Genomic DNA, 19,720 nt, shown 5'->3' on the forward strand with positions numbered 1-19,720 from the left:
CGAGTCGCGCAACCGTGGGGTCGCCCTGCGCCTCGTCGCGGACAGCCGGCCCGTGAGCCGTCCGCTCCAGGCCACCGGCCTCACGGATCTCTTCGAGATCCACTCGACCGTGGACGAGGCGCTGGCCGTCTGAGGCGGCTCGTCCCGACGCCGGCGTGCGTGCCGGTGACCCGACACGCACCGCGACCGGTGGTGACCTGCGACCTGTGCGCCGATACGGTGACGCAGCGGTCCCGGACCACCTTTCGCCGGTCGTGGTCCCGGTCCCGGACCGCGACCGTCGGATCCCCCCGACCGACGACCCGCCGCGAACGGAGACCAGCAGTCGTGCAGACGCCCGAACCGCAGCAGCGTGAGCGCGTGCCCGAGGTCCCCGCCCCGGGAGCGGCGACCGAGGTCGACGGTCTGCCTGACACCAAGAGTCTCGCCGAGGTGCCGAGCCCCGTCGAGGTGCGCGTCCACGCCGACCCGGCCCTGATCCCGTCGGTGCGCGCCGTGGCCGCCGATCTCGCCGCGCGCGCGGACTTCGACCTCGACGCGGTCTCCGACCTGCGGATGGCCGTCGACGAGGCGTGCTCCGCCCTCGTGCCGCTCTCCGCGCCGGGTGGCCAGCTCCGCTGCGGCTTCACCGTGGTCGACGGCCGGATCGCCGTGGTCGCCCGCGTCCCGGTGGACGCGCCCACCACGCTGCGGCAGGACACGTTCGGGTGGCGGGTCCTCGACACCCTCACCGACGCCGCCGAGGTCCTCGACGGCGACCCCGAGTGGCTGGGCATCCGCCTCCTGAAGGACCGGACGACGGCGTGAGCGCGCCGGCCGGGCAGGAGAGGCGCGGGGACGACTCCTACGGCCACCTCGCACCCCTGCTGGTCGAACACGCGGCGCTGCCGAGCGGCGACCGCCGTCGTGAGGCGCTCCGCGACCGGCTGGTGGAGGGCTACCTGCCCCTCGCCCGGCACATCGCGCGCCGCTTCTCGCAGCGCGGCGAGCCGCAGGAGGACCTCGAGCAGGTCGCGACGGTCGGGCTCATCCACGCCGTCGATCGGTTCTCGCCGGAGCGCGGGTCGGACTTCCTCTCCTACGCGGTCCCCACGATCACCGGCGAGGTCCGCCGCTACTTCCGGGACAAGGCGTGGTCGACACGCGTCCCGCGGCGGCTCAAGGACCTGCGGCTCGCGATCGGCTCGGCGATGCCCGCCCTGTCCCAGGAGCTGGGGCGCGCGCCGACGGCCGGGGAGCTCGCCGAGCGGCTGTCACGCCCGCGCGAGGAGATCCTCGAGGCGCTCGAGGCCGCCAACGCCTACCGGTCGAGCTCGCTCGACGACATGCTCGTCGACGACCCGTCCTCCGGACGCCTGGCCGACGTGCTCGGCACCGACGACGACGAGCTCGCGCAGGTCGAGCACCGTGAGACCGTCCAACCCGCGCTGCGCCGCCTGCCCGAGCGCGAGCGCACCATCGTCATGCTCCGCTTCTTCGGCGGGATGACGCAGACCCAGATCGCCGAGCGCGTCGGGGTCTCGCAGATGCACGTCTCCCGGCTGCTGACCCGCACCCTCGCGTCGCTGCGGCAGGAGCTGTCGGAATAGGTGGCCTTCGGCCATGTGAGCACTTTCGGTCGCTATAGCGACCGAAAGCTCACGAGCGACGGAGTCGCACCTCGTGCCCGTCCCCGTCGTGACGGGTGCGGCCGGTCCTCGCGAGCAGCTCGAGCAGCGGCACCGCGACCCGGCGGGTGGTGCCGAGCGCCTGGCGGGCCGCGGACACCGTGAACGGCTGCTCGAGGGTCGCGAGCACCTCCACCGCGCGGTCGGGGGCGTCCGGGTGCAGGTAGATGCCGTCGGCGATCCGGATCAGCTCGCCCGCGCGCACCACGGCCCCCAGCTGTTTCGCGTGCAGCCCGAGCTCGGTGAGCCGACCGGCCTCGGGCGCGGCGAACGGGGCGGCCTCGAGGTCGGAATGCACCCCGGCGAGCGCCGTGCGCACCGGCGGGGGGAGCCCGCCGTCGCCCTGGCGCAGGATCCGCCCGCCGTCCTCGACGAGGTCGTCCGACGCCGGACGGCGCGCCAGCACCAGCGCCAGCAGCCGCGGCTCGGGGAGATCCAGCGCCCGGGCGGCGGCGCGCGTGGGCAGGCCCGGGTCGAGCGGGTTCGCCCTCGCGTGCTCGCCGACGGCGGTGACCAGCCGCCCGGCCAGCGCGTCCAGGTGGGCCGGGTCGACGAGCCAGCCCGCCGCCTCGGGGGCCTGCGGCGGGGCGGCCGCGAGGCCCAGCCCGGCGAGGTCGTCGACCCGCAGGAGCTTCCGGCGCCGCAGCTCGGTCATGGGGTCGGGCGCGCCGGAGGTCTCGGCGAGCTGCCCGGCCCGGCTGCGCGCGGCGCCCCGGCGGCGTAGCTCCGGAGGCCGCACGTCGAGCACCGTCACACCCCCGAGGACGGCGTGCACGCCCGGGTCGCGCAGCAGGGCGCGGTCCCCGGGGCGCAGCGGCAGCGGGGTGCGCAGGGTGAGTCGCAGCGTGCGCGTGCCCTCCTCGTCGCCGTCGGGCACGGCGTCCGGGGCGTCCTCCCGGGAGAGCGGGCGCACGCGGGCGGCGACCGCGGCCGATCCGACGTGCAGCATCACCTGCGCGGGCAGCCGGTCCCCGGACCGCCGCGAGCCGGTGCCGCGCGGCGGGTGGAGCCGGACGTCGACGACGGTCGTGGTCAGCCACCGGCCCGGCGCGAGCAGCGCGTCGCCCCGGGAGAGCGCCTCGAGCGGGACCCCGCGCAGATTCAGCGCGACCCGTGAGACGGCCTGTGCGGTCTCGACCGGCTCGCCGAGCGCCTGCAGCCCGCGCACCGTCACCGTCCGCTCGCCGTCCGCCCCCGCGAGCACCAGCTCGTCGCCCGCGGAGACCCGCCCGGCCCCGAGCGTGCCGGTGACGACGGTGCCCGCGCCGCGGATGGTGAAGGCGCGGTCCACCCAGAGGCGCACGTCGCCCGCGAGGTCGGGCTCCGGCAGCCGACCGGCCAGGTCACCGAGGGCCGCGCGGAGGTCGTCGAGCCCCTCCCCGGTCGCCCCGGAGACGCAGACCGCGGGGAGCCGGCCGAGCGTCGACTCCGCGAGGTGCTCGAGGGCCTCGTCGCGCGCGAGCTCGGGGTCGGCGAGGTCGGACCGCGTCACGACGAGCACCCCGTGACGCACCCCCAGCGCGTGCAGCGCGTCGAGGTGCTCGCCCGACTGCGGCATCCACCCGGCGTCGGCGGCGACGACGAACATCGTCGCGGGCACCGGACCGACCCCGGCGAGCATCTGCGTCACGAACCGCTCGTGACCGGGGACGTCGACGAACGCCACGGGGTCGGGGAGCCCGGGCAGCGTCGTCCAGGCGAACCCCAGGTCGATCGTCATCCCGCGTCGCCGCTCCTCGGCCCACCGGTCGGGCTCCATCCCGGTGAGCGCGCGGATCAGCGTGGACTTGCCGTGGTCGACGTGCCCCGACGTCGCGATCACCTTCACCGGCCCGGCTCCCTCACGGGACCGACACCGCCCGGATCGCCGCCGCGAGGCGCGCGTCGTCGTCGGGGTCGACCGAGCGCAGGTCCACCACGCAGCGGCCGTGCTCCACCCGGGCCAGCACCGGATCCGCCCCGGCCCGCAGCGCCGCGGCGGCCGCGACGGGCAGGGCCAGCCCCGCGCTGGGGAGCTCGACGCCGGGAGCGCCGCCGCCGCCGACGGCGGCCGTGCAGTCGACCGCCTCCACGCCCAGCTCCGCCGCGAGCGCCTCCGCGCGGGCGCGCAGTGCCGCCACCGGGGTGTGCAGCATCGCCCGCGCGGGCGGCTCGGGGCCCCGCAGCGTGGCCTCCAGCGCGGCGAGGGTCAGTTTGTCCACCCGCAGCGCCCGGGCGAGGGGATGGCGACGCAGCCGGTGCACGAGGTCCGCGGTGCCCAGCAGCAGGCCCGCCTGCGGCCCGCCGAGCAGCTTGTCGCCCGAGGCAGTGACCAGGTCCGCCCCGGCCCGCAGCGCGCTCGCGGCGTCGGGCTCGTCGGGCAGCGCCGGGTCGGGCGCGAGCAGACCGGAACCGATGTCGACGACGACGGGTACGCCGAGGCCGGTGAGCTCGGCCGTCGGCACGGCGGAGGTGAAGCCGCTGACGACGAAGTTCGACGGGTGGACCTTGAGGATCATCCCGGTGTCGGGCCCGACGGCGTCGGCGTAGTCGCGGCGGTGCACCCGGTTCGTCGTCCCCACCTCGCGCAGCCGCGCACCCGTCGACACCAGCAGATCCGGCAGCCGGAACCCGTCGCCGATCTCGACCATCTCGCCGCGGGCGATGACGATCTCGCGTCCGCCGGCCAGGGCGGTCGCGGCGAGCACGAGAGCCGCCGCACCGTTGTTGGCGACGTGCACACCGCCCGCGTCGGGTACGGCCGCCGCCAGCGCTTCCAGGGCGCCCGCTCCGCGTCGGCCGCGCTCGCCGGTGGCGAGGTCGAGCTCGACGTCCGTGGTGCCTGCCGCCGCGACGACCGCCTCGCGCGCCGCGCGCGACAGCGGCGCCCGCCCGAGGTTGGTGTGGAGCAGGACGCCGCCGGCGTTGATGACCGGCCGCAGGCTCGTAGCGGTCGGCCCGAGGCGGGCCAGCTCGGCGATGACGGCGTCGGTGACGTCCTCCGGCGTGAGCTCGCCCCGCCGGGCCCGGTCCTGGGCGGCGACGACGACGTCCTTCACCCGGGCGCGTCCCGCCGTCGCCACCGCCCCGGCGATCCGGGGGTCGTCGAGGAGGGCGTCCGTGCGCGGGATCCGCCGTCGGGCGTCCTGGGCCCCGGTGCTCACGCCAGTCATGCCACCCAGGATCCACCCACGCCGACGGCGACGGCCGACGCCACCCCGACCAGCACCACCACGCCCGCCACCGCGACCAGCAGCCGACGCGGGAACGCCCGGCGCACCATCAGCAGCGACGGCAGGCTCACGGCGGGGAGCGTGACGAGCAGCGCGGCCGCAAGGGCGGGCGCCACCCCCGCCGCCAGCAGCGCGGCGACCACCGCGACCTCCGCGCCGGTCGGGATCGGCAGCAGCATGCCGGTGACGGCGAGCAGTACCACGATGCCGACGACGACGATCCCGTGCACCCCGGCGAGGCCCGCCCCGAAGGGGAACAGGACGCCCCGCAGCGCCCCGAGCGCGACCACGAGGAGCAGGTACTCGGGCAGCAGCCGGACCGCGAGCCCGCCCAGCGCGGCGAGGAAGCGCACCGCGAGCGGGCGGGCGTCCGTGGGGTCCTCGTCGGGGACCGACCCGAGGTCCACCGGCCCCGCGGTGCTGCGCCGGGCCACCACGGCGGACAGGGCCACGACGGCGAACCCGCCCGCGAGCCGGAGCAGCGTCCACGGCCACGGCAGGACGAACGCGCAGAACGCGAGGACCACCGGGTTGAGCGCCGGGCTCGCGAGCCAGAAGGCCAGCGCCGCCCGCACGTCCGCGGCGCGTCGGCGCATCCCGACCGCGATCGGCGCCGCGCAGCAGGTGCACATCATCCCGGGCACGGCGAGCGCCCCGCCCGCGACGGCCCCGCGGCCGCCCCCGAGGAGCCGCGCGACCCAGTCGCGGGGCAGCACCGTCTGGACCGCCGCGGCGAGCAGCAGCGCCGCGACCAGCGCGGGCCAGATCGCGAGGAAGTACGTGCGGGCGAACGTCAGGCCGGCCGACAACGACACGGCGGGTGGCGCGGCGGCCCCGCCGGTGACGATGGAGTCGCCGAGCGATCCGGACCCGGCGACCGTGGGCAGCTTGACCGGGTACGGCAGCCACTTGGCCCACAGCAGGAGGACGACGGCGAGCAGCGCGACACCGGCCGCGAGCGCCCACGGCGGCACGGTCCGGCGGGTGCGCGAGGCTGGAGCGGTCATCCGGACGAGTCTGCGACCGGCGGACGGCATCCGCTCGCCGGGCCGGGCGACGGTCGTCCGTGTCCGGCAGCGCCCCCGAGCCGAACGAACGACTCGTTCGTGCATCTAGAAGCCACGAACGAGTCGTTCGTTCGGGCGGGAGCGGGGCTGCGCGGGCGGCTCAGGCCCCGCTTGCGGGTGCGTAGTGCCGATCGGGCGGCGTCGTACCGGAGCGCGCCGCCTCCTCGCGGCGACGGATCCGCTCCCGCTGCGGGACGACGATGTGCGCCGGGTCGTTCGCCGAGGCGATCCCGGCGTCGAACACCCCGAACCGGGTCAGCGCCGACCCCGCGAGCAGGGCGAGGCCGGACAGCGCCGCCGACCAGCGTCGCTTCCGGCCCACGACCGCACCGAGGGCCCCCGCCACGAGGCACGCCTTCGACGCCGTCATCAGCGTCTTCGCGCGGCCCTTCTCGTAGACGTCGGCGAGCATGCCGAGGTCGTGCTCCATCGTCCGTTCGGTGGCGAGCTCGACGACCGCGCCGGTCACCGCCAGCCGCGCCGCGGGCCCGTTGTCCGCGACCGAGGCGAACACCAGCCCGAACCCGCCGCCCGCGACCGCAGCGCTCGAACCGAACAGCACCGGCAGGTGGCGGTGCGCCTCGTGCCAGGTCGGCACCGCGGTGTTGGAGAAGAGCACCGCGGTGTAGGTCGCCAGGGCGGGCCCGACGACGGCGGCCGCGACGCCGGTCGCGTCCCCGGCCCGCCGGATCCAGGCCCCCTCGCCCCGCCCGGACCCGAACACCTCGGAGGCCGCGGTCGCCGCCGCGAAGGTCGCGAACGGCGAGAGGATCCAGGTCCCGACCGAGAGCGGCGAGGTCGGTTTGAACACCCGCAGCATGTGCAGGAAGCGCGTGGGCCGGTGCAGGTCGTGCACCAGGAACACCGTCCCGCCGACCGCGCCGCCCGCCGCGGCCAGGCGGCTCGCGCGGCGCAGGGTCGGGCGGTCGGTGGCCGCCGCCATCGCCGCGAGCACCGACGACGAGCCCGCGAGCCCGCCGAGGAACAGGTACAGCGGGACGTCCGGGTTCTTCCACACCGGCGCCTTGATGATCGGGCGGCCGTAGTAGGAGCGGAACTCGGCCTCCGGGACCATGAGTTCCTCGCCCTTGCCCCCGCGACGCTTCCGGCGCGGCTTCACCTGATCGCTGTCGACCTGGTGCCGGCCGGGGACCTGCGCGTTCCCGTCGTGGGTCATCGCCGCGTCCCTCCCCGCACCCGTCGCTTCGCCCGCCCCGGCCAGAACGACGCCACGGCCGCCACTCCGAGGCCCACGGCGGTCAGTGCCGCGTTGCGCCACATCTCGGGCAGGTCCCGCGTGGTGACGATCGGGTCCGGCGGCAGGCCGTAGACCTCCGGCTCGTCGAGCAGCAGGAAGAACGCGCCGTCGCCGCCCACCCCGTCGTCGGGATTCCGGCCGTAGAGCTGAGCCTCCTCGACACCCAGGCCGTGCAGCTCCGCCAGCCGCGCGTCGGCGGTGGCCTGCAGCTCGTCGAGGTCACCGAACTGGATGGAGTTCGTGGGGCACGCCTTCGCGCACGCGGGCTCGAGCCCGGAGCCGAGCCGGTCGTAGCAGAGGGTGCACTTGTGCGCGCCGCCGTCGGACTCACGCACGTCGATGACGCCGTACGGGCAGGACGGCACGCAGTAGCCGCACCCGTTGCAGATGTCGTCCTGCACGACGACGGTGCCGAACTCGGTCCGGAACAGCGCACCCGTCGGGCAGTTGTCCAGGCAGCCGGCGTGCGTGCAGTGCTTGCAGACGTCCGAGGACATGAGCCAGCGGACGTCGCGCTCGTCGTCGGGAGTCTGCTGGCCGTGCGCGCCCGAGTCGGGCAGCAGGGCCAGCAGGTCGATGGTTCCCGACGACGAGCCGCCGGGCCCGGGCGGCGCGGTCGCCGCGTCGCGCGGGAGACCGGGCACGGGGCCACCGGAGACCGCGGGGAGCGCGGACGGGAGGTGTCCCGTCGTCGCGGTGTTGTGCGGGCGCACGTCCTCGATGAAGGCCACATGGCGCCAGGTGGAGGCCCCCAGGTCACCGGTGTTGTCGTAGGACATTCCGGTGAGCCGGTAGAGGTCGCTCGCGTCGGTGCCGTCGTTCGGGACCAGGTTCCACTCCTTGCACGCCACCTCGCAGGCCTTGCAGCCGATGCAGACCGAGGTGTCGGTGAAGAACCCGACCCGCTTCGGGTGGTCCCCCGCGAACCCGGCGTCGGCCGCCGGGTCGGGCAACGGCCCGTAGAGCGCGTCGTCGGTCCCCGAGAACGCGTCGAAGACGTTCGTCATGTGTTCCCTCCGGGCTCGACGCCTGCCTTGCGGCGGTACTGCTCGACGAACTCGAGCAGCGCCGGGCCGCGCGGGCGGCGACCGGGCTGGATGTCGCAGGTCGCCACCTTGGACTCCTGGATGTGGACGTTCGGGTCCATGACCACCCCGAGCAGGTCGTTGGCGGGATCGCCGGTCGACACCCCGTTCGCCCCCCAGTGGTAGGGCAGCCCGATCTGGTGCACGGTCTGCTCCCCGATCCGCAGCGGCTTCATCCGCTCGGTCACCATCACCCGGGCCTCGATCGCGGTCCGCGCCGAGATCAGCGTCGCCCACCCCAGGTGCTCCAGACCTCGCTCGCGCGCCAGCGCGGGGGAGACCTCACAGAAGAACTCGGGCTGGAGCTCCGAGAGGTAGGGCAGCGTGCGGCTCATCCCGCCCGCGGTGTGGTGCTCGGTGAGCCGGTAGGTGATGAAGGCGTACGGGTACACCTCGCTCTGCGACGGGTTGATGCGGTTCCACGCCCGGTCGATCCGTTCGAGCGCGGGGTTGTCCTGCTGGTCGTGCAGCAGGTTGGCCACCGGGGACTCGACCGGCTCGTAGTGCGTGGGCATCGGCCCGTCCGCGAGGCCGGCCGGGGCGTAGAGCCATGCCTTGCCGTCGGTCTGCATGATGAACGCGTCGGTGCCCGAGAGCGCGTCCTCGGCGGTCGCGCCCTCCGCCGGCCTGAACGACGGCGGCTTGGTCGCCTCGAAGTCGGGGATGTCGTGGCCCGTCCAGCGCCCGAGCCCATCAGGACCGGCAGTCTCGTCCCACCAGACGTAGGCCTTGCGCTCGCTCCACGGCCTGCCCTCGGCGTCGGCCGACGCGCGGTTGTAGAGCGTGCGGCGGTTCGCCGGCCACGCCCAGCCCCACTCCGCGGCCACCCAGTCCTGCTCGGAGCCCGGCTTGCGCCGGTCGGCCTGATTGACGCCGTCCTTGAACACGCCGGTGTAGATCCAGCACCCGGCCGTCGTCGAACCGTCGGCCATCAGCTCGGTGTAGCTCGAGAGCGGACGACCGTGCGCGTCGTACCCGTTGATCTCCCCGAGCACCGACTCCGGGTCCGGTTCCTCGTGGATCCCGAAGGTCGGGTAGCCCCAGGTCAGGTCGAGGAGCGGTCGGTCGCGCTCGTCGGTCGAGCCCGCGAGCTTCTCCCGGATCCGCTTGCCGAGGTGGAAGTAGAAGTGCAGCTCGGAGCGGGCGTCGCCCGGCGGGTGCACCGCCTCGCGGCGCCACTGCAGCAGTCGCTGGGTGTTGGTGAACGTCCCGGCCTTCTCGGTGTGGTTGGCGCAGGGCAGGAAGAAGACCTCGGTGCCGATCTGGTCGGTGACCATCTCGCCGGTCTCGATCTCCGGCCCGTCCTTCCAGAACGTGGCCGTCTCGATCATCTGCATGTCCCGGACGACCAGCCAGTCGAGGTTGGCCAGCCCGAGGCGCTGCATCTTCCCGTTGGCGTGTCCGATCGCCGGGTTCTCGCCCACGACGAAGTACCCGAAGGTCTTCCGGTCGATCTGGTCGCGCACGATCCCGTAGGTGCCGTGGTCGCCCGTCAACCGGGGCAGGTAGTCGAACGCCCAGTCGTTGTCGGCGGTCGCCGCGTCGCCCCACCACGCCTTGAGCAGGCTCACCATGTAGGTGTCCATGCGGCCCCAGAACCCGGTCTTGGCCGCGTCCGCGTCGAGGAACGAGCGCAGGTCCTCGTGCAGGTGCGCGTTCGGCATGGGGATGTAGCCGGGCAGCAGGTCGTAGAGCGTCGGGATGTCGGTCGAGCCCTGGATCGACGCGTGCCCGCGCAGCGCGAGGATGCCCCCGCCGGGACGCCCCATGTTGCCGAGCAGGGTCTGCAGGATCGCCGCGCCGCGGATGTACTGCGCACCGACGCTGTGGTGGGTCCAACCGACCGAGTACACCCACGCCGTCGTGCGGTCGCGCCCCGAGTTCGCGGTGATCGCACGGGCGACCTCGAGGAACTGCTCGACGCCCATCCCGCACACGCGGGACACGGCCTCCGGGGTGTAGCGCGCGTAGTGGCGCCGGAGCACCTGATAGACGCACCGGGGGTGCTGAAGGGTTTCGTCGCGCTCCGGGGCACTCGTCGCGTTCGCGGCATCACCGACCCCGCCTGCGTTGTCCGAGGCCATCGCCGCGTGGTGCTGGCGGAGCTCGGACTCCCAGTGGTCGCGCTGCCCGGCCGCCGGTGCCTCGTAGCCGGAGCCCTCGAGCTGCCAGCTGATCGGGTCGTAGCGCCCGGTCTCGGCGTCGTAGCCGGAGAACAGCCCGGCCATGTCCTCGGTGTCGACGAACTCCTCGCCGACGATGTCGGCGGCATTGGTGAAGGTCTCGACGTACTCGCGGAAGTCCAGGCCGTTCTCCAGCACGTAGCTGATGAGCCCGCCGAGGAACGCGATGTCGGCGCCCGCGCGGAACGGCACGTGCATGTCCGCGACCGCCGAGGTCCGGGTGAACCGCGGGTCCACGTGGATGATCTTGGCGCCGCGGCGCTTCGCTTCCATCACCCACTGGAAGCCCACCGGGTGGGCCTCCGCCATGTTCGATCCCTCGATGACGATGCAGTCCGAGTGGACCAGGTCCTGCTGGAAGTTCGAGGCCCCTCCGCGGCCGAAGCTGGTCCCCAGACCGGGGACCGTGGCGCTGTGTCAAATGCGCGCCTGGTTCTCCACCTGGATCGCGCCGAGCGCCATGAACAGCTTCTTGATGAGGTAGTTCTCCTCGTTGTCCAGCGTCGCGCCGCCCAGGCTCGAGAAGCCCAGCGTGCGCCGCAGGACGCGGCCCTCCGAGTCGGTGTCCTGCCAGCCGCGGCGGCGGGCGTCGATCACCCGGTCGGCGATCATGTCCACCGCGGTGTCGAGGTCGAGGTCCTCCCACTCGGTGCCGTACGGGCGGCGGTAGCGCACCGTCGTCACCCGCGTGGGGCTCGTGACCAGGGACGTCGACGCGGAGCCCTTCGGGCACAGCCGCCCGCGGGAGATCGGCGAGTCCGGGTCGCCCTCGATCTGGGTGACCCGGCCGTCGCGCACGTAGACGTTCTGCCCGCAGCCGACCGCGCAGTACGGGCACACCGACTTCACGACCTCGTCGGCGGCGTCCGTGCGGGGCTCGAGGGCCTTCGTGCGCGGGCTCTGCACCGCGGCCCCGCGTCCCAGCGGATCCGGACCGGTCGCCTGGCGGAACATCGGCCACTCACCGAGCCACGTGCGGACGCCCATGCGCGAGGTTCCTCCGGATGCCGAGACGGCCTGGTGGGGTGGTGACCCCGGGCGCGGCTCTGGACCAGGGGAGACGTGTGGCGGAGGCGGACGGGAATCGAACCCGCCTGGCCGAGATACCCGGCCACGTCGGTGTTGAAGACCGCGGGGCCCACCAGGAACCCTGACGCCTCCACGGCCCACCCTAAGGACGGCGGGTGCGGCCCGCAGCTCGACCCACCATCTTCGGAGACCCGCCGGGCAACCCCCACCCCGCACCGCCAGGATGGGGCGCCGTGCCGATCGATCCGGATGCCGTCCTCGCCGTCGACCTCGGCACCACCTCGACGAAGGCGGTGCTCTTCGCGCCCGACGGCGCGGTGCTGGGCGAGGGCGCCGCCGGATACCCGCTCGCCGAGCCGGAGCCGGGCGCCGCGGTCCAGGACCCGGAGGTCGTGTGGGAGGCGGTCGGCGACGCCGTCGCGGCCGCCGTGGCCGGGGGCGCGCGTCCCGCCGCCGTCTCGTTCAGCGGCGCGATGCACGGGCTGCTCGGGGTTGACGACCGGGGCGACCCCGTCGGGCCGCTGCTGACCTGGGCGGACTCGCGGGCGGCCGGCGTCGCGGCGGCCTGGCGCTCCGGCGCCGTCGACACCACCGCCCTCGCGCAGCGCACCGGCACCCCGGTGCACGCCATGAGCCCACTGGTGAAGCTCGCGTGGCTGCGCCGCGACCGACCGAGCCTGCACGCCGCGGCTGCCCGCTGGGGCGGGCCGAAGGAGTTCGTCCTCGGTCGCGCCACCGGCAGGCGCGTCACCGACGCCTCGTGCGCGTCGGGGACCGGCCTGCGCGACCTCCGGTCACGGACCTGGGACGACGAGGCCCTCGCCCTCGCGGGCATCGGCCCGGAAGCCCTCGACGAGCTCGTGGCGACGACGCAGGTCGTCGGGCCCCTCGTCGACCGGGTCGCCGACGACTGGGGCGTCCCCCGGGGACTGCCGGTCGTCGCAGGCGCGGGCGACGGCCCGCTGGCGAACCTCGGGCTCGGCGCCGTCCGGCCGGGCGTGCTCGCCTGCTCGATCGGCACGTCCGGGGCGCTGCGGCTGACCGTGGACCGTCCCGGGGTCGACGCCCGGGGTCGCCTGTTCTGCTACGAGCTCACCGAGCAGCGGTGGGTGGCCGGCGGCGCGGTCACCAACGGCGGGGTCGTCCTGGACTGGGCCGCGGAGAGCCTCGGCGCCGACGTCGCGACGCTGCTGTCCGAGGCCGCGGCGGTCCCGGCGGGCGCGGACGGGCTCCTCGCGATCCCGCTCCTGCTCGCCGAGCGCGCCCCGCGCTGGGACGGCGCGCTCGGCGGGGCCTTCCTCAACCTGCGGCGCAGCCACGGGCGCGGTCACCTCACCCGCGCGCTGCTCGAGGGCGTGTGCCTGCAGCTGCGGCTGGTCCTCGAGTCGCTCCGGGAGGCGGGGATGGCCGTCGACGAGGTCCGGGCCACCGGTGGGTTCGCCCGCAGCGTGTTCTGGCGCGGGCTGCTCGCCGACGTCCTCGGCACCCCCGTCGGCTACCCCGACGGCCACCAGGGCTCTGCCTGGGGTGCGGCGCTGCTCGGCATGCAGGCCGTCGGGATGCTCGCGCCGGGCGTGGACGCCCTGACCGACGCCGCGGACCGGGTGCGCATCGGGGAGACGACGACGCCGGGCGCGGCGGCCGGGCTCTACCGCGCGCGGATCGAGCTCGTCGAGCGGGTGCACGACGAGCTCGCCGACGTCGTCGACCGGCTCGGGACCGGGTGAGTCAGTCCTCGACCGCCGCGTCGGCGGCTTCCTCGAGCTCGACCAGCGACTCCTCGAGGAACGTCAGCAGCCGTTGCAGGCGCGGCACGCTGCGGCGGTCGCCCGTCAGGCCGAACTCCATGTTGTCGGCGTAGGAGAACACCGTCACGTTGAGGGCCTGGCCGTCCATCGGCACCGAGAGCGGGTACATCCCGACGAGCTTCGAGCCGCCCTCCCAGTACAGCGGCGCCTGCGGGCCGGGCACGTTCGAGATGATCAGGTTGAACCCCGGGTTGATCATCGAGGACACCCCGGGCACCGACCCGAGGGGCAGGGGCGCGGCCACCGCCAACGACAGGGCGGCGATCGCCATCGGGTCGCGCTGGTCGAGGTTGGCCTTCGCCGCCTTCCCGGAGGCCTTGATGCGCTCCAGCCGCGTCGCGGCGTCGGGCTCGTCGGTCGCGAGGGTCACCAGGATGGCGCCGAGCTGGTTGCCCTCTCCGGAGGTGCCGAGCGAGACCGGCAGCGCGGCCACGAGCGGCCGTTCGGGCAGCGCGTCGAGGTCGAGCATGTAGCGCCGCAGCGCGCCCGCGCACATCGCGAGCACGACGTCGTTCACCGTCGAGTCGGTGCGCTCCCGCACCCGCTGGATCCGCTTGATCGGCCAGGACTCCGCGGCGAAGCGGCGCGCCCCGGTGATCGGGACGTTGAGCATGCTGTGCGGCGCCTCGAAGGGCAGGGCGGTGTCGCGGTGGGCGAGGCCCTCGTAGAGCGCGTCCACCAGGGCCGGCGCGACGCCGAGGACCTGGGTCGCGGTCCGTGCGGTGTCGGTGACCGCCGCGCTCACCGTGTTCCAGCCGCCGGCCAGGGTGGAGCCCACCGAGGACAGCAGCGACGACTCCCGGGGGGCCGCGACCGCCGCGGGCGCCTGGTCCGCCGGACGCCGCTTGCTGCGGGGGTCGACCTGCCAGAACGGCGGCATGTCGCGCGCCTCGGGGTCGGTCGAGAGCGCCTTCTGCAGGTGCCGGATCCCGGTGACGCCGTCCATGAGCGCGTGGTGGATCTTGAAGTAGATCGCGAACCGGTCGCCCTCCACACCCTCGATGAGGTGGAACTCCCACAGCGGCCGATGACGGTCCAGCAGGGTGCCGTGCAGGCGCGACACGAGCTCGAGCAGTTCGCGGATCCGTCCCGGACGCGGCAGCGCGGAGAGCCGCACGTGGTACTCGATGTCCAGGTCGTCGTCGTCCTCCCAGGCCCACTGGCCGAGGCTCCCGACGGTGCGCACGGCGCGCCGGGAGAACGTCCGGGCCACCTCGTTCGACGACACGAGCCGTCGGTGCAGGTCACCGAGGAAGTCCGGACCGGCGTCCTCGGGCCGCTCGAACAGGAGCAGGGACCCGACGTGGGTCGGTCGCTCCCGTGACTCGGCCAGCAGGAACATCGAGTCCCGGAACGACATCACACCCATGCGCAGAATCCTCCCGCCGCGGCCACCCCGAGGGAAGGACGCCGCGCGGCGTGGAGACGGCGCGGCCCTCACCGGGACGGGTGCGGTGCCCGTCTCCGCGCTGGGTCAAACCGGGGCCATCATGCGGTCAGTCGGCCGAGTGCCCGTTCGAGATCCTCGAGCGTGCTCACCTCGACGCCGCCGCTGCGCCGCACCACGGCGCCGATCATGAGGTTGTAGGAGAGGCCTTCCTCGCCGCCCTGACGCAGGTCGTTGCGGTACGCGACGACGGGTCGGCCGTGCGCCGCGGCCCAGGCCACCTCGACGACGGTGCCGTTGTCGGGCGGCTCCTGGTCCAGGCAGGCGACGACGAGGTCGGCGCGCTCGGCGATCGCGCGGAGGTGGAACTCGCCGAGCGCGAGCCACCGCTCGGCGGGTGTCTCGCCCGGCGGAAGGTCGGCCTCCCAGGGGTCGATGACGTCCACGTGGGACCGGACGAGAGGGAGCAGCCGGTCGGTGTAGAAGTGCCGGGTGGATTCGGCGAAGCCGTAGGGGCTCGCGACGTAGGCGGTGCTGCGCACGGGCGGATCCTCCCGGGGATGCGATCATCTGCCGCCGTGCGGGTCGTCGTGACGGGAGCCGGCGGGTTCGTCGGCGCCGCCGTGGCCACTGCGCTACTGGCCGGGGGACACGACGTCGTCGGCCTGGCCCGCGACGCCGCCCGCGTGCCCGCCGGGGTCCGCCCGGTCGTGGGGTCGGTGCTCGATCCCGACGTCACCGCGGCCGCCCTGCGCGGCGCGGACGCGGTCTGCCACCTCGCGGCGCGCGTCCGGGTGCGGGAATCGCGCGCCGACCCACTCGGGTACTGGCGCACCAATTTCGACGGAACCCGCACGGTGCTCGCGGCGACGCCGCCGGGGGCCCGCGCGGTCGTCGTGTCCACGTGCGCCGTGCACGCCCCGGCGGACGTCCCGATCGGCGAGGACGCGCCGCTCGCCCCGGCCCACCCCTACGCGGCCAGCAAGCTCGCGGCGGACCTCCTCGCCCGCGACATGGCGCTCGCGGGCGGCCCCGGCGTGGTCTGCCTGCGGGTCTTCAACGTGGCGGGCGCGGTGGCCGGGCGCGGGGACGACGACCGCTCGCGCGTCGTGCCCGCCCTGCTCGCCGCGGTCGCGGGCCGGGGCGGACGGTTCACCGTGAACGGCGACGGCTCGGCGGTCCGCGATCTCGTGCACGTCGCCGACCTCGCGGACGGGGTCGTCGCGGCCCTGGCCGTCGCCGAGCCGGGGACGTGGCGGGCGTTCACCGTCGGTTCCGGGCGCGGGACGTCGGTCGCCGAGCTGGTCGACGTCGTCGGGCGGGTCACCGGGCGGGTGGTGCCGGTGCACCACGGCGAGCCGGTGGACGAACCGTCGTGTCTGGTGGCCGACCCGACTCGCGCCCGCAGCGGGCTCGGCTGGGCGCCCGCGCGCTCGACACCCGACCGGATCGTCACCGACGCCTGGGCCGCGCTGGGCCGACGGGAGCCGGAATCGGCGTAGGGTCGGTCGCATCGAGGGCCTCAGTGCCACGGCGGTCATCGCCGGCCTCCCTGGACGCTCGTCTGCGCGGACCGTCCGTCGGCCCGGATCGGGGACACCGACCGATGTCGCAACCACCGCAGGCCGAACCGTCGTCGTCCGGACCTGCGCACGGCGTGCGGCTCGAGCTCAAGCCGGGGACGGGGCGCACCGGATTCGTGGACGGCGGCTGGTGGCCGCGCTCGCGGGACCTCCGCGCGCAGCTGCCCGACCTCGTCGCGGCGCTGCACACGCGGATCGGCGGGACGGTCGGGCCGATCCAGCGGATCGGTTTCGGTCGCTCGCAGTGGGACCCGATCGGGAAGGAACGACTGGTCACGGCAACGGGCCAGGTGGCCTTCGACGGCTTCCAGGCGTTCACGCCCGACCTCGTCTGGATGGTCGGTCGGTTCACCGACCAGACGCCGATCACGCTGCTCGTCGTCCCTCCCGAGACCTCCGAGGCCGACGCCACCGAGGCGCTGCGCCGGGCGGCCACCGCCGGGAACACCGAGCGGCCGGCCACGCTGCTCGCGCCCGCCGGACTCGCGCCGACATCCGGAGCCCGGAACACCGCCGACACCCTCGTGAGGTCGTGAGATGACGGAGCCCGAACCGCAGTCGTCCGGGAGCACGACGGCAGCGCCGGAGGCGCCGCCCGGGACGTGCTCGGTCTGTCCGCACCCGTGGGACGCCCACGACGCGCTCGGCAGGCGGTACTGCTCGGCGAGCATGGCCTCGTCCCAGTCCCGCGGGTGCATCTGCCCGAAATAGTCTCCGGGCCGACCCGGCTGCGCCCTCCGTCAGGCGCTCGCGCCGAAGGGCCACGGGTGCGGCCCGTGGGCCCGGAGCGCGGGCAGTTCGTCGAGGTGCAGTTCTGGTCTCGGGCACAGGGGTCACGGGGGTCGTGGTGGCCGCACGGTTCGCTGCGGCACCGACCGGCGTGCCGACACTCGACTGCGGTGCCCCCGGCAGGACTCGAACCTGCGACCAAGGCATTAGAAGGGCCTTGCTCTTTCCGGCTGAGCTACGGGGGCCGGTGCCGATCAGGGTAGTGGGGGACACCGCTCGCCCGCCCCGCGACCACGCCCGCGGGCAATACCCTGGGCGGGTGCCCCGCGCGAGCCCGACCGGCGCCGACGCACCAGCCCCGGCCCCGCGCCGGTCGTCCGTGGCCGGAGCGGTCGTGGAGCAGATCCTCCCCGGTATCGCCGTGGCCGCGGTCGTCGCGCTCGCCCTCACGGCGCTCTCCGGGGCCCGGACGTATGCCCGCCTCGGTCTCCCGGATCCGGGAGCGCTGGTCACCTACGGCCTGCCCGTCGTGCGGGCGGTGACCGAGTCGGCGGCGGTCGTGACGGTCGGTGCGCTGCTGCTCGCCGCGTTCCTCGCGCCGCCGCCCGGTGCGTCGTGGCTGGCCGCCGACGGCTACCGGGCGGTCCGCGTGGCCTCCTGGTCGGCGGCCGGGTGGGCCGCGGGCGCGCTGGTCACGGCGGTGCTCGCGGTGGCCGACGCGTTCGGCAGGCCGCTCGGCGCGGTCCTCTCCCCGACGGTGCTGTGGGAGTCGTTCGGGGGCCTGTCGAGCGCCGGGGCGTGGCTCGCGACGGCGCTCGTCGCGCTCGCCTGCTGGGGGCTCACCCGGCTGGCGCTGTCGTGGCCCGCGACCGTTGCGGCCTTCGTGCTCGCCGTCGTCGGGCTGTTCCCTGTCGCGCTGACCGGGCACGCGGCCACCGGCGGCGCCCACGACCTCGCCGTCGACAGCCTGGTGCTCCACGTCGTGGCCGCCGCGCTCTGGGTGGGCGGCCTGGTCGCCGTCCTCGTGCACACCGCGCTCGGCGGGTCGTCCCTGGCCACCGCGCTGCGCCGGTTCTCCGCGACCGCGCTCGTCTGCTGGCTGGTCCTCGCTGCGACGGGGACGGTGAACGCCTTGCTCCGGGTGCCGCCGTCCGAGCTGCTGCGCACGACGTACGGGCTCCTCGTGATGGCCAAGGTGGCCGGGCTCGCGGTGCTCGGAGTGATCGGGGCCCGGCACCGCTCGCACACCCTGCCCGCGGTCGCCGGTGGGTCGCGGACGGCGCTCGCGCGGCTCGGCGGGGTCGAGGTGCTGCTGATGTTCGCGACCCTCGGGGTGGCGATCGCGCTCGGACGGACCCCGCCTCCGGAGCTCTCCACGCCGCTGCCCACCCGCGTGGAGGCCCTCCTCGGCTACCGGCTCGACGGACCACTGGACCTGCCGGGGCTCGCCACCGCCGCCCGGCCCGACCTGCTCCTCGGCACCGGGGCGGTCGCCGCGGCCGTCCTCTACCTGGCCGGCGTCCGGCGGGCGGGCCCGGTGGGTCGCGGGCGGACCGCCGCATGGCTCAGCGGGTGTGCGGTCGCGCTGGTGGTGACCTCGTCGGGCCTGGGGAGCTACGCACCGGCCCAGTTCAGCGTGCACATGCTCGGGCAGGTGGCCCTCGGCGTCGTCGTGCCGATCATGCTCGTCCTCGGCCGACCCTGGAGGCTCGTGCGGGCCGTCCCCCGGCCCGCGCCACCCGGGGGAGCGTCCGGCCCCCGGGAGTGGGGCCCGGCCCTGCGTGCGTCGTGGGCGGGACGGGTCCTGGGCTCGCCCCTCGTCGCGACCGTGCTGGTCGCGGGGTCGGGGTGGCTCCTGGACGTCGGTGGCGGCTTCGAGGTCCTGGTCGACTCGCACGGCGGCCACCTGCTCATGACGGCGTGGATGCTCGCGGTGGGGTGCGTCCTCGCGGGCGTCGTACTGGGCACGACGCCGGGGACCGCCGTGCGGGCGACGGCGGCGGCCGTCGCCGGCCTGGCCCAGGCCGCCCTGGGATGGGTGGTCGCCGCGAGCGGCCACGTCATCGGCGCCGCGTACTGGGCGGAGCTCGGGCTCGGATGGATCGACCGAGCGGCGGACCAGACGGCGGGCGGCCTGGTCCTGGTGGCGGGATCGCTTCCCTGGTTCGTGCTCGCGGTGGCCCTGGTCCGTCGCGACCGCCGCGCCCACGACGGGGCACGGGCGACGGTCGACGCCGCACAGGTCCTCTGACCTGGACCGATGTCCGTCGGCCCCCCCGCTGTCCTGGGGTACCGGCGGGCCGCGTAGTGTTCTCGTCGCTCCCGGGGAACGGACGCGGACCGCGGCCGGCTGGGAGATCAGGACTGCAGGGGCTGCGCCCCGGTCAGTCCGACACAGAGTGAAAACGAGACCGACAACCGCCTGCCTCGGTGGATCGGATGCAGGTCTCACCGGTCGTCCGCCGACGGGCCGCGCCGAGGGGGTCACCCCCCGGAAACGCCGCCGGAATCGACCGTGTACGGTTCGTATCACCGCGAACGGGATCGCCGGGAAATCCGGCGGGTTCGGCGCGTGTGGTCGTCCTTTGAGAACTCAACAGTGTGCTGACGTTTTGTGTGCTTTGGCCCCATTTTTTTGGGGTTTTGTTTGAGCTGGATGTTTTGTCAGGAGAGGGTTTGTTCTCTTCTAACGGTTTTTGTTGGAGAGTTTGA

Annotated in this window: 16 protein-coding genes and 2 tRNA genes; 8 read left to right on the forward strand and 10 right to left on the reverse strand. The window is 74.8% G+C overall.

Going from position 1 to position 19,720, the window contains the following annotated elements; translation table 11 throughout:
• From VGI02_RS29160 to VGI02_RS22360, 3 genes are all read left to right on the forward strand, one after another.
• On the forward strand, window positions 1–133 hold a 133-nt coding region (locus VGI02_RS29160), incomplete at its 5' end, for an STAS domain-containing protein (protein WP_414638347.1).
• A gap of 194 nt (window positions 134–327) precedes the next feature.
• Window positions 328–807: an ATP-binding protein gene (locus VGI02_RS22355; protein WP_331631006.1), complete on the forward strand. Its 480-nt coding sequence runs from the start codon at window positions 328–330 to the stop codon at window positions 805–807.
• Window positions 804–1,589, forward strand: coding sequence for an RNA polymerase sigma factor SigF (locus VGI02_RS22360; RefSeq protein WP_331631008.1), 786 nt, complete (start codon window positions 804–806; stop codon window positions 1,587–1,589). Before VGI02_RS22355 ends, VGI02_RS22360 begins: the two co-directional genes overlap by 4 nt.
• Before the next feature lie 49 nt (window positions 1,590–1,638).
• Here VGI02_RS22360 and selB read toward each other — a convergent pair whose 3' ends face one another.
• The 7 genes from selB to VGI02_RS22395 form a co-directional block, all read right to left on the reverse strand.
• The gene (gene selB, locus VGI02_RS22365; RefSeq protein WP_331631010.1) at window positions 1,639–3,495 is read right to left on the reverse strand and encodes a selenocysteine-specific translation elongation factor; all 1,857 of its coding nucleotides are present in this window, start codon (window positions 3,493–3,495) and stop codon (window positions 1,639–1,641) included.
• 13 nt (window positions 3,496–3,508) lie between these two features.
• Entirely contained in the window at window positions 3,509–4,819 is a 1,311-nt protein-coding gene (selA, locus tag VGI02_RS22370) for an L-seryl-tRNA(Sec) selenium transferase (protein WP_331631012.1), read from the reverse strand.
• On the reverse strand, window positions 4,816–5,886 hold the full coding sequence (locus VGI02_RS22375; RefSeq protein WP_331631014.1) for a permease: 1,071 nt from the start codon (window positions 5,884–5,886) through the stop codon (window positions 4,816–4,818). The genes selA and VGI02_RS22375 overlap by 4 nt, the downstream gene beginning before the upstream one ends.
• 160 nt (window positions 5,887–6,046) lie before the next feature.
• Window positions 6,047–7,123 (reverse strand): NrfD/PsrC family molybdoenzyme membrane anchor subunit, encoded by a 1,077-nt coding sequence (nrfD, locus tag VGI02_RS22380; RefSeq protein WP_331631016.1) that lies wholly within the window; start codon window positions 7,121–7,123, stop codon window positions 6,047–6,049.
• Window positions 7,120–8,211, reverse strand: coding sequence for a 4Fe-4S dicluster domain-containing protein (locus VGI02_RS22385; protein WP_331631018.1), 1,092 nt, complete (start codon window positions 8,209–8,211; stop codon window positions 7,120–7,122). Before VGI02_RS22385 ends, nrfD begins: the two co-directional genes overlap by 4 nt.
• Complete coding sequence (gene fdh, locus VGI02_RS22390) at window positions 8,208–11,459, reverse strand: formate dehydrogenase (protein ID WP_331631020.1); 3,252 nt, start codon at window positions 11,457–11,459, stop codon at window positions 8,208–8,210. The genes VGI02_RS22385 and fdh overlap by 4 nt, the downstream gene beginning before the upstream one ends.
• A gap of 78 nt (window positions 11,460–11,537) precedes the next feature.
• A tRNA-Sec gene (locus VGI02_RS22395) sits at window positions 11,538–11,633 on the reverse strand.
• A gap of 101 nt (window positions 11,634–11,734) precedes the next feature.
• Between VGI02_RS22395 and VGI02_RS22400 the strand changes: the two genes are divergently transcribed.
• Window positions 11,735–13,228 carry a gluconokinase gene (locus VGI02_RS22400; protein WP_331631022.1) on the forward strand — a complete coding sequence of 498 codons (1,494 nt, stop codon included), beginning with the start codon at window positions 11,735–11,737 and terminating at the stop codon, window positions 13,226–13,228.
• Between the two features lies 1 nt (window position 13,229).
• On the opposite strand, the gene VGI02_RS22405 is transcribed toward VGI02_RS22400, so the two are convergent.
• Together VGI02_RS22405 and VGI02_RS22410 are read right to left on the reverse strand one after the other, a co-directional pair.
• Complete coding sequence (locus VGI02_RS22405) at window positions 13,230–14,678, reverse strand: WS/DGAT/MGAT family O-acyltransferase (RefSeq protein WP_331631024.1); 1,449 nt, start codon at window positions 14,676–14,678, stop codon at window positions 13,230–13,232.
• A gap of 119 nt (window positions 14,679–14,797) precedes the next feature.
• The gene (locus VGI02_RS22410) at window positions 14,798–15,238 is read right to left on the reverse strand and encodes a nucleoside 2-deoxyribosyltransferase (RefSeq protein ID WP_331631026.1); all 441 of its coding nucleotides are present in this window, start codon (window positions 15,236–15,238) and stop codon (window positions 14,798–14,800) included.
• Window positions 15,239–15,256: 18 nt separating this feature from the next.
• Here VGI02_RS22410 and VGI02_RS22415 point away from each other — a divergent pair, with 18 nt between their 5' ends.
• From VGI02_RS22415 to VGI02_RS22425, 3 genes are all read left to right on the forward strand, one after another.
• Complete coding sequence (locus tag VGI02_RS22415) at window positions 15,257–16,198, forward strand: NAD-dependent epimerase/dehydratase family protein (RefSeq protein WP_331631028.1); 942 nt, start codon at window positions 15,257–15,259, stop codon at window positions 16,196–16,198.
• A 104-nt stretch (window positions 16,199–16,302) separates the two neighbouring features.
• A complete protein-coding gene (locus VGI02_RS22420) occupies window positions 16,303–16,815 on the forward strand; it encodes a DUF5994 family protein (protein WP_331631030.1) in 513 nt (170 codons plus the stop codon).
• A gap of 1 nt (window position 16,816) precedes the next feature.
• Window positions 16,817–16,990: an RGCVC family protein gene (locus VGI02_RS22425; protein ID WP_331631032.1), complete on the forward strand. Its 174-nt coding sequence runs from the start codon at window positions 16,817–16,819 to the stop codon at window positions 16,988–16,990.
• Between the two features lie 189 nt (window positions 16,991–17,179).
• On the opposite strand, the gene VGI02_RS22430 is transcribed toward VGI02_RS22425, so the two are convergent.
• Window positions 17,180–17,253, reverse strand: a tRNA-Arg gene (locus VGI02_RS22430).
• Between the two features lie 74 nt (window positions 17,254–17,327).
• Between VGI02_RS22430 and VGI02_RS22435 the strand changes: the two genes are divergently transcribed.
• Window positions 17,328–19,259: a bifunctional copper resistance protein CopD/cytochrome c oxidase assembly protein gene (locus tag VGI02_RS22435; protein WP_331631034.1), complete on the forward strand. Its 1,932-nt coding sequence runs from the start codon at window positions 17,328–17,330 to the stop codon at window positions 19,257–19,259.
• Window positions 19,260–19,720 lie beyond the last annotated feature (461 nt).

This window comes from Actinomycetospora sp., from assembly GCF_036497245.1.
Classification (GTDB): Bacteria; Actinomycetota; Actinomycetes; order Mycobacteriales; family Pseudonocardiaceae; genus Actinomycetospora.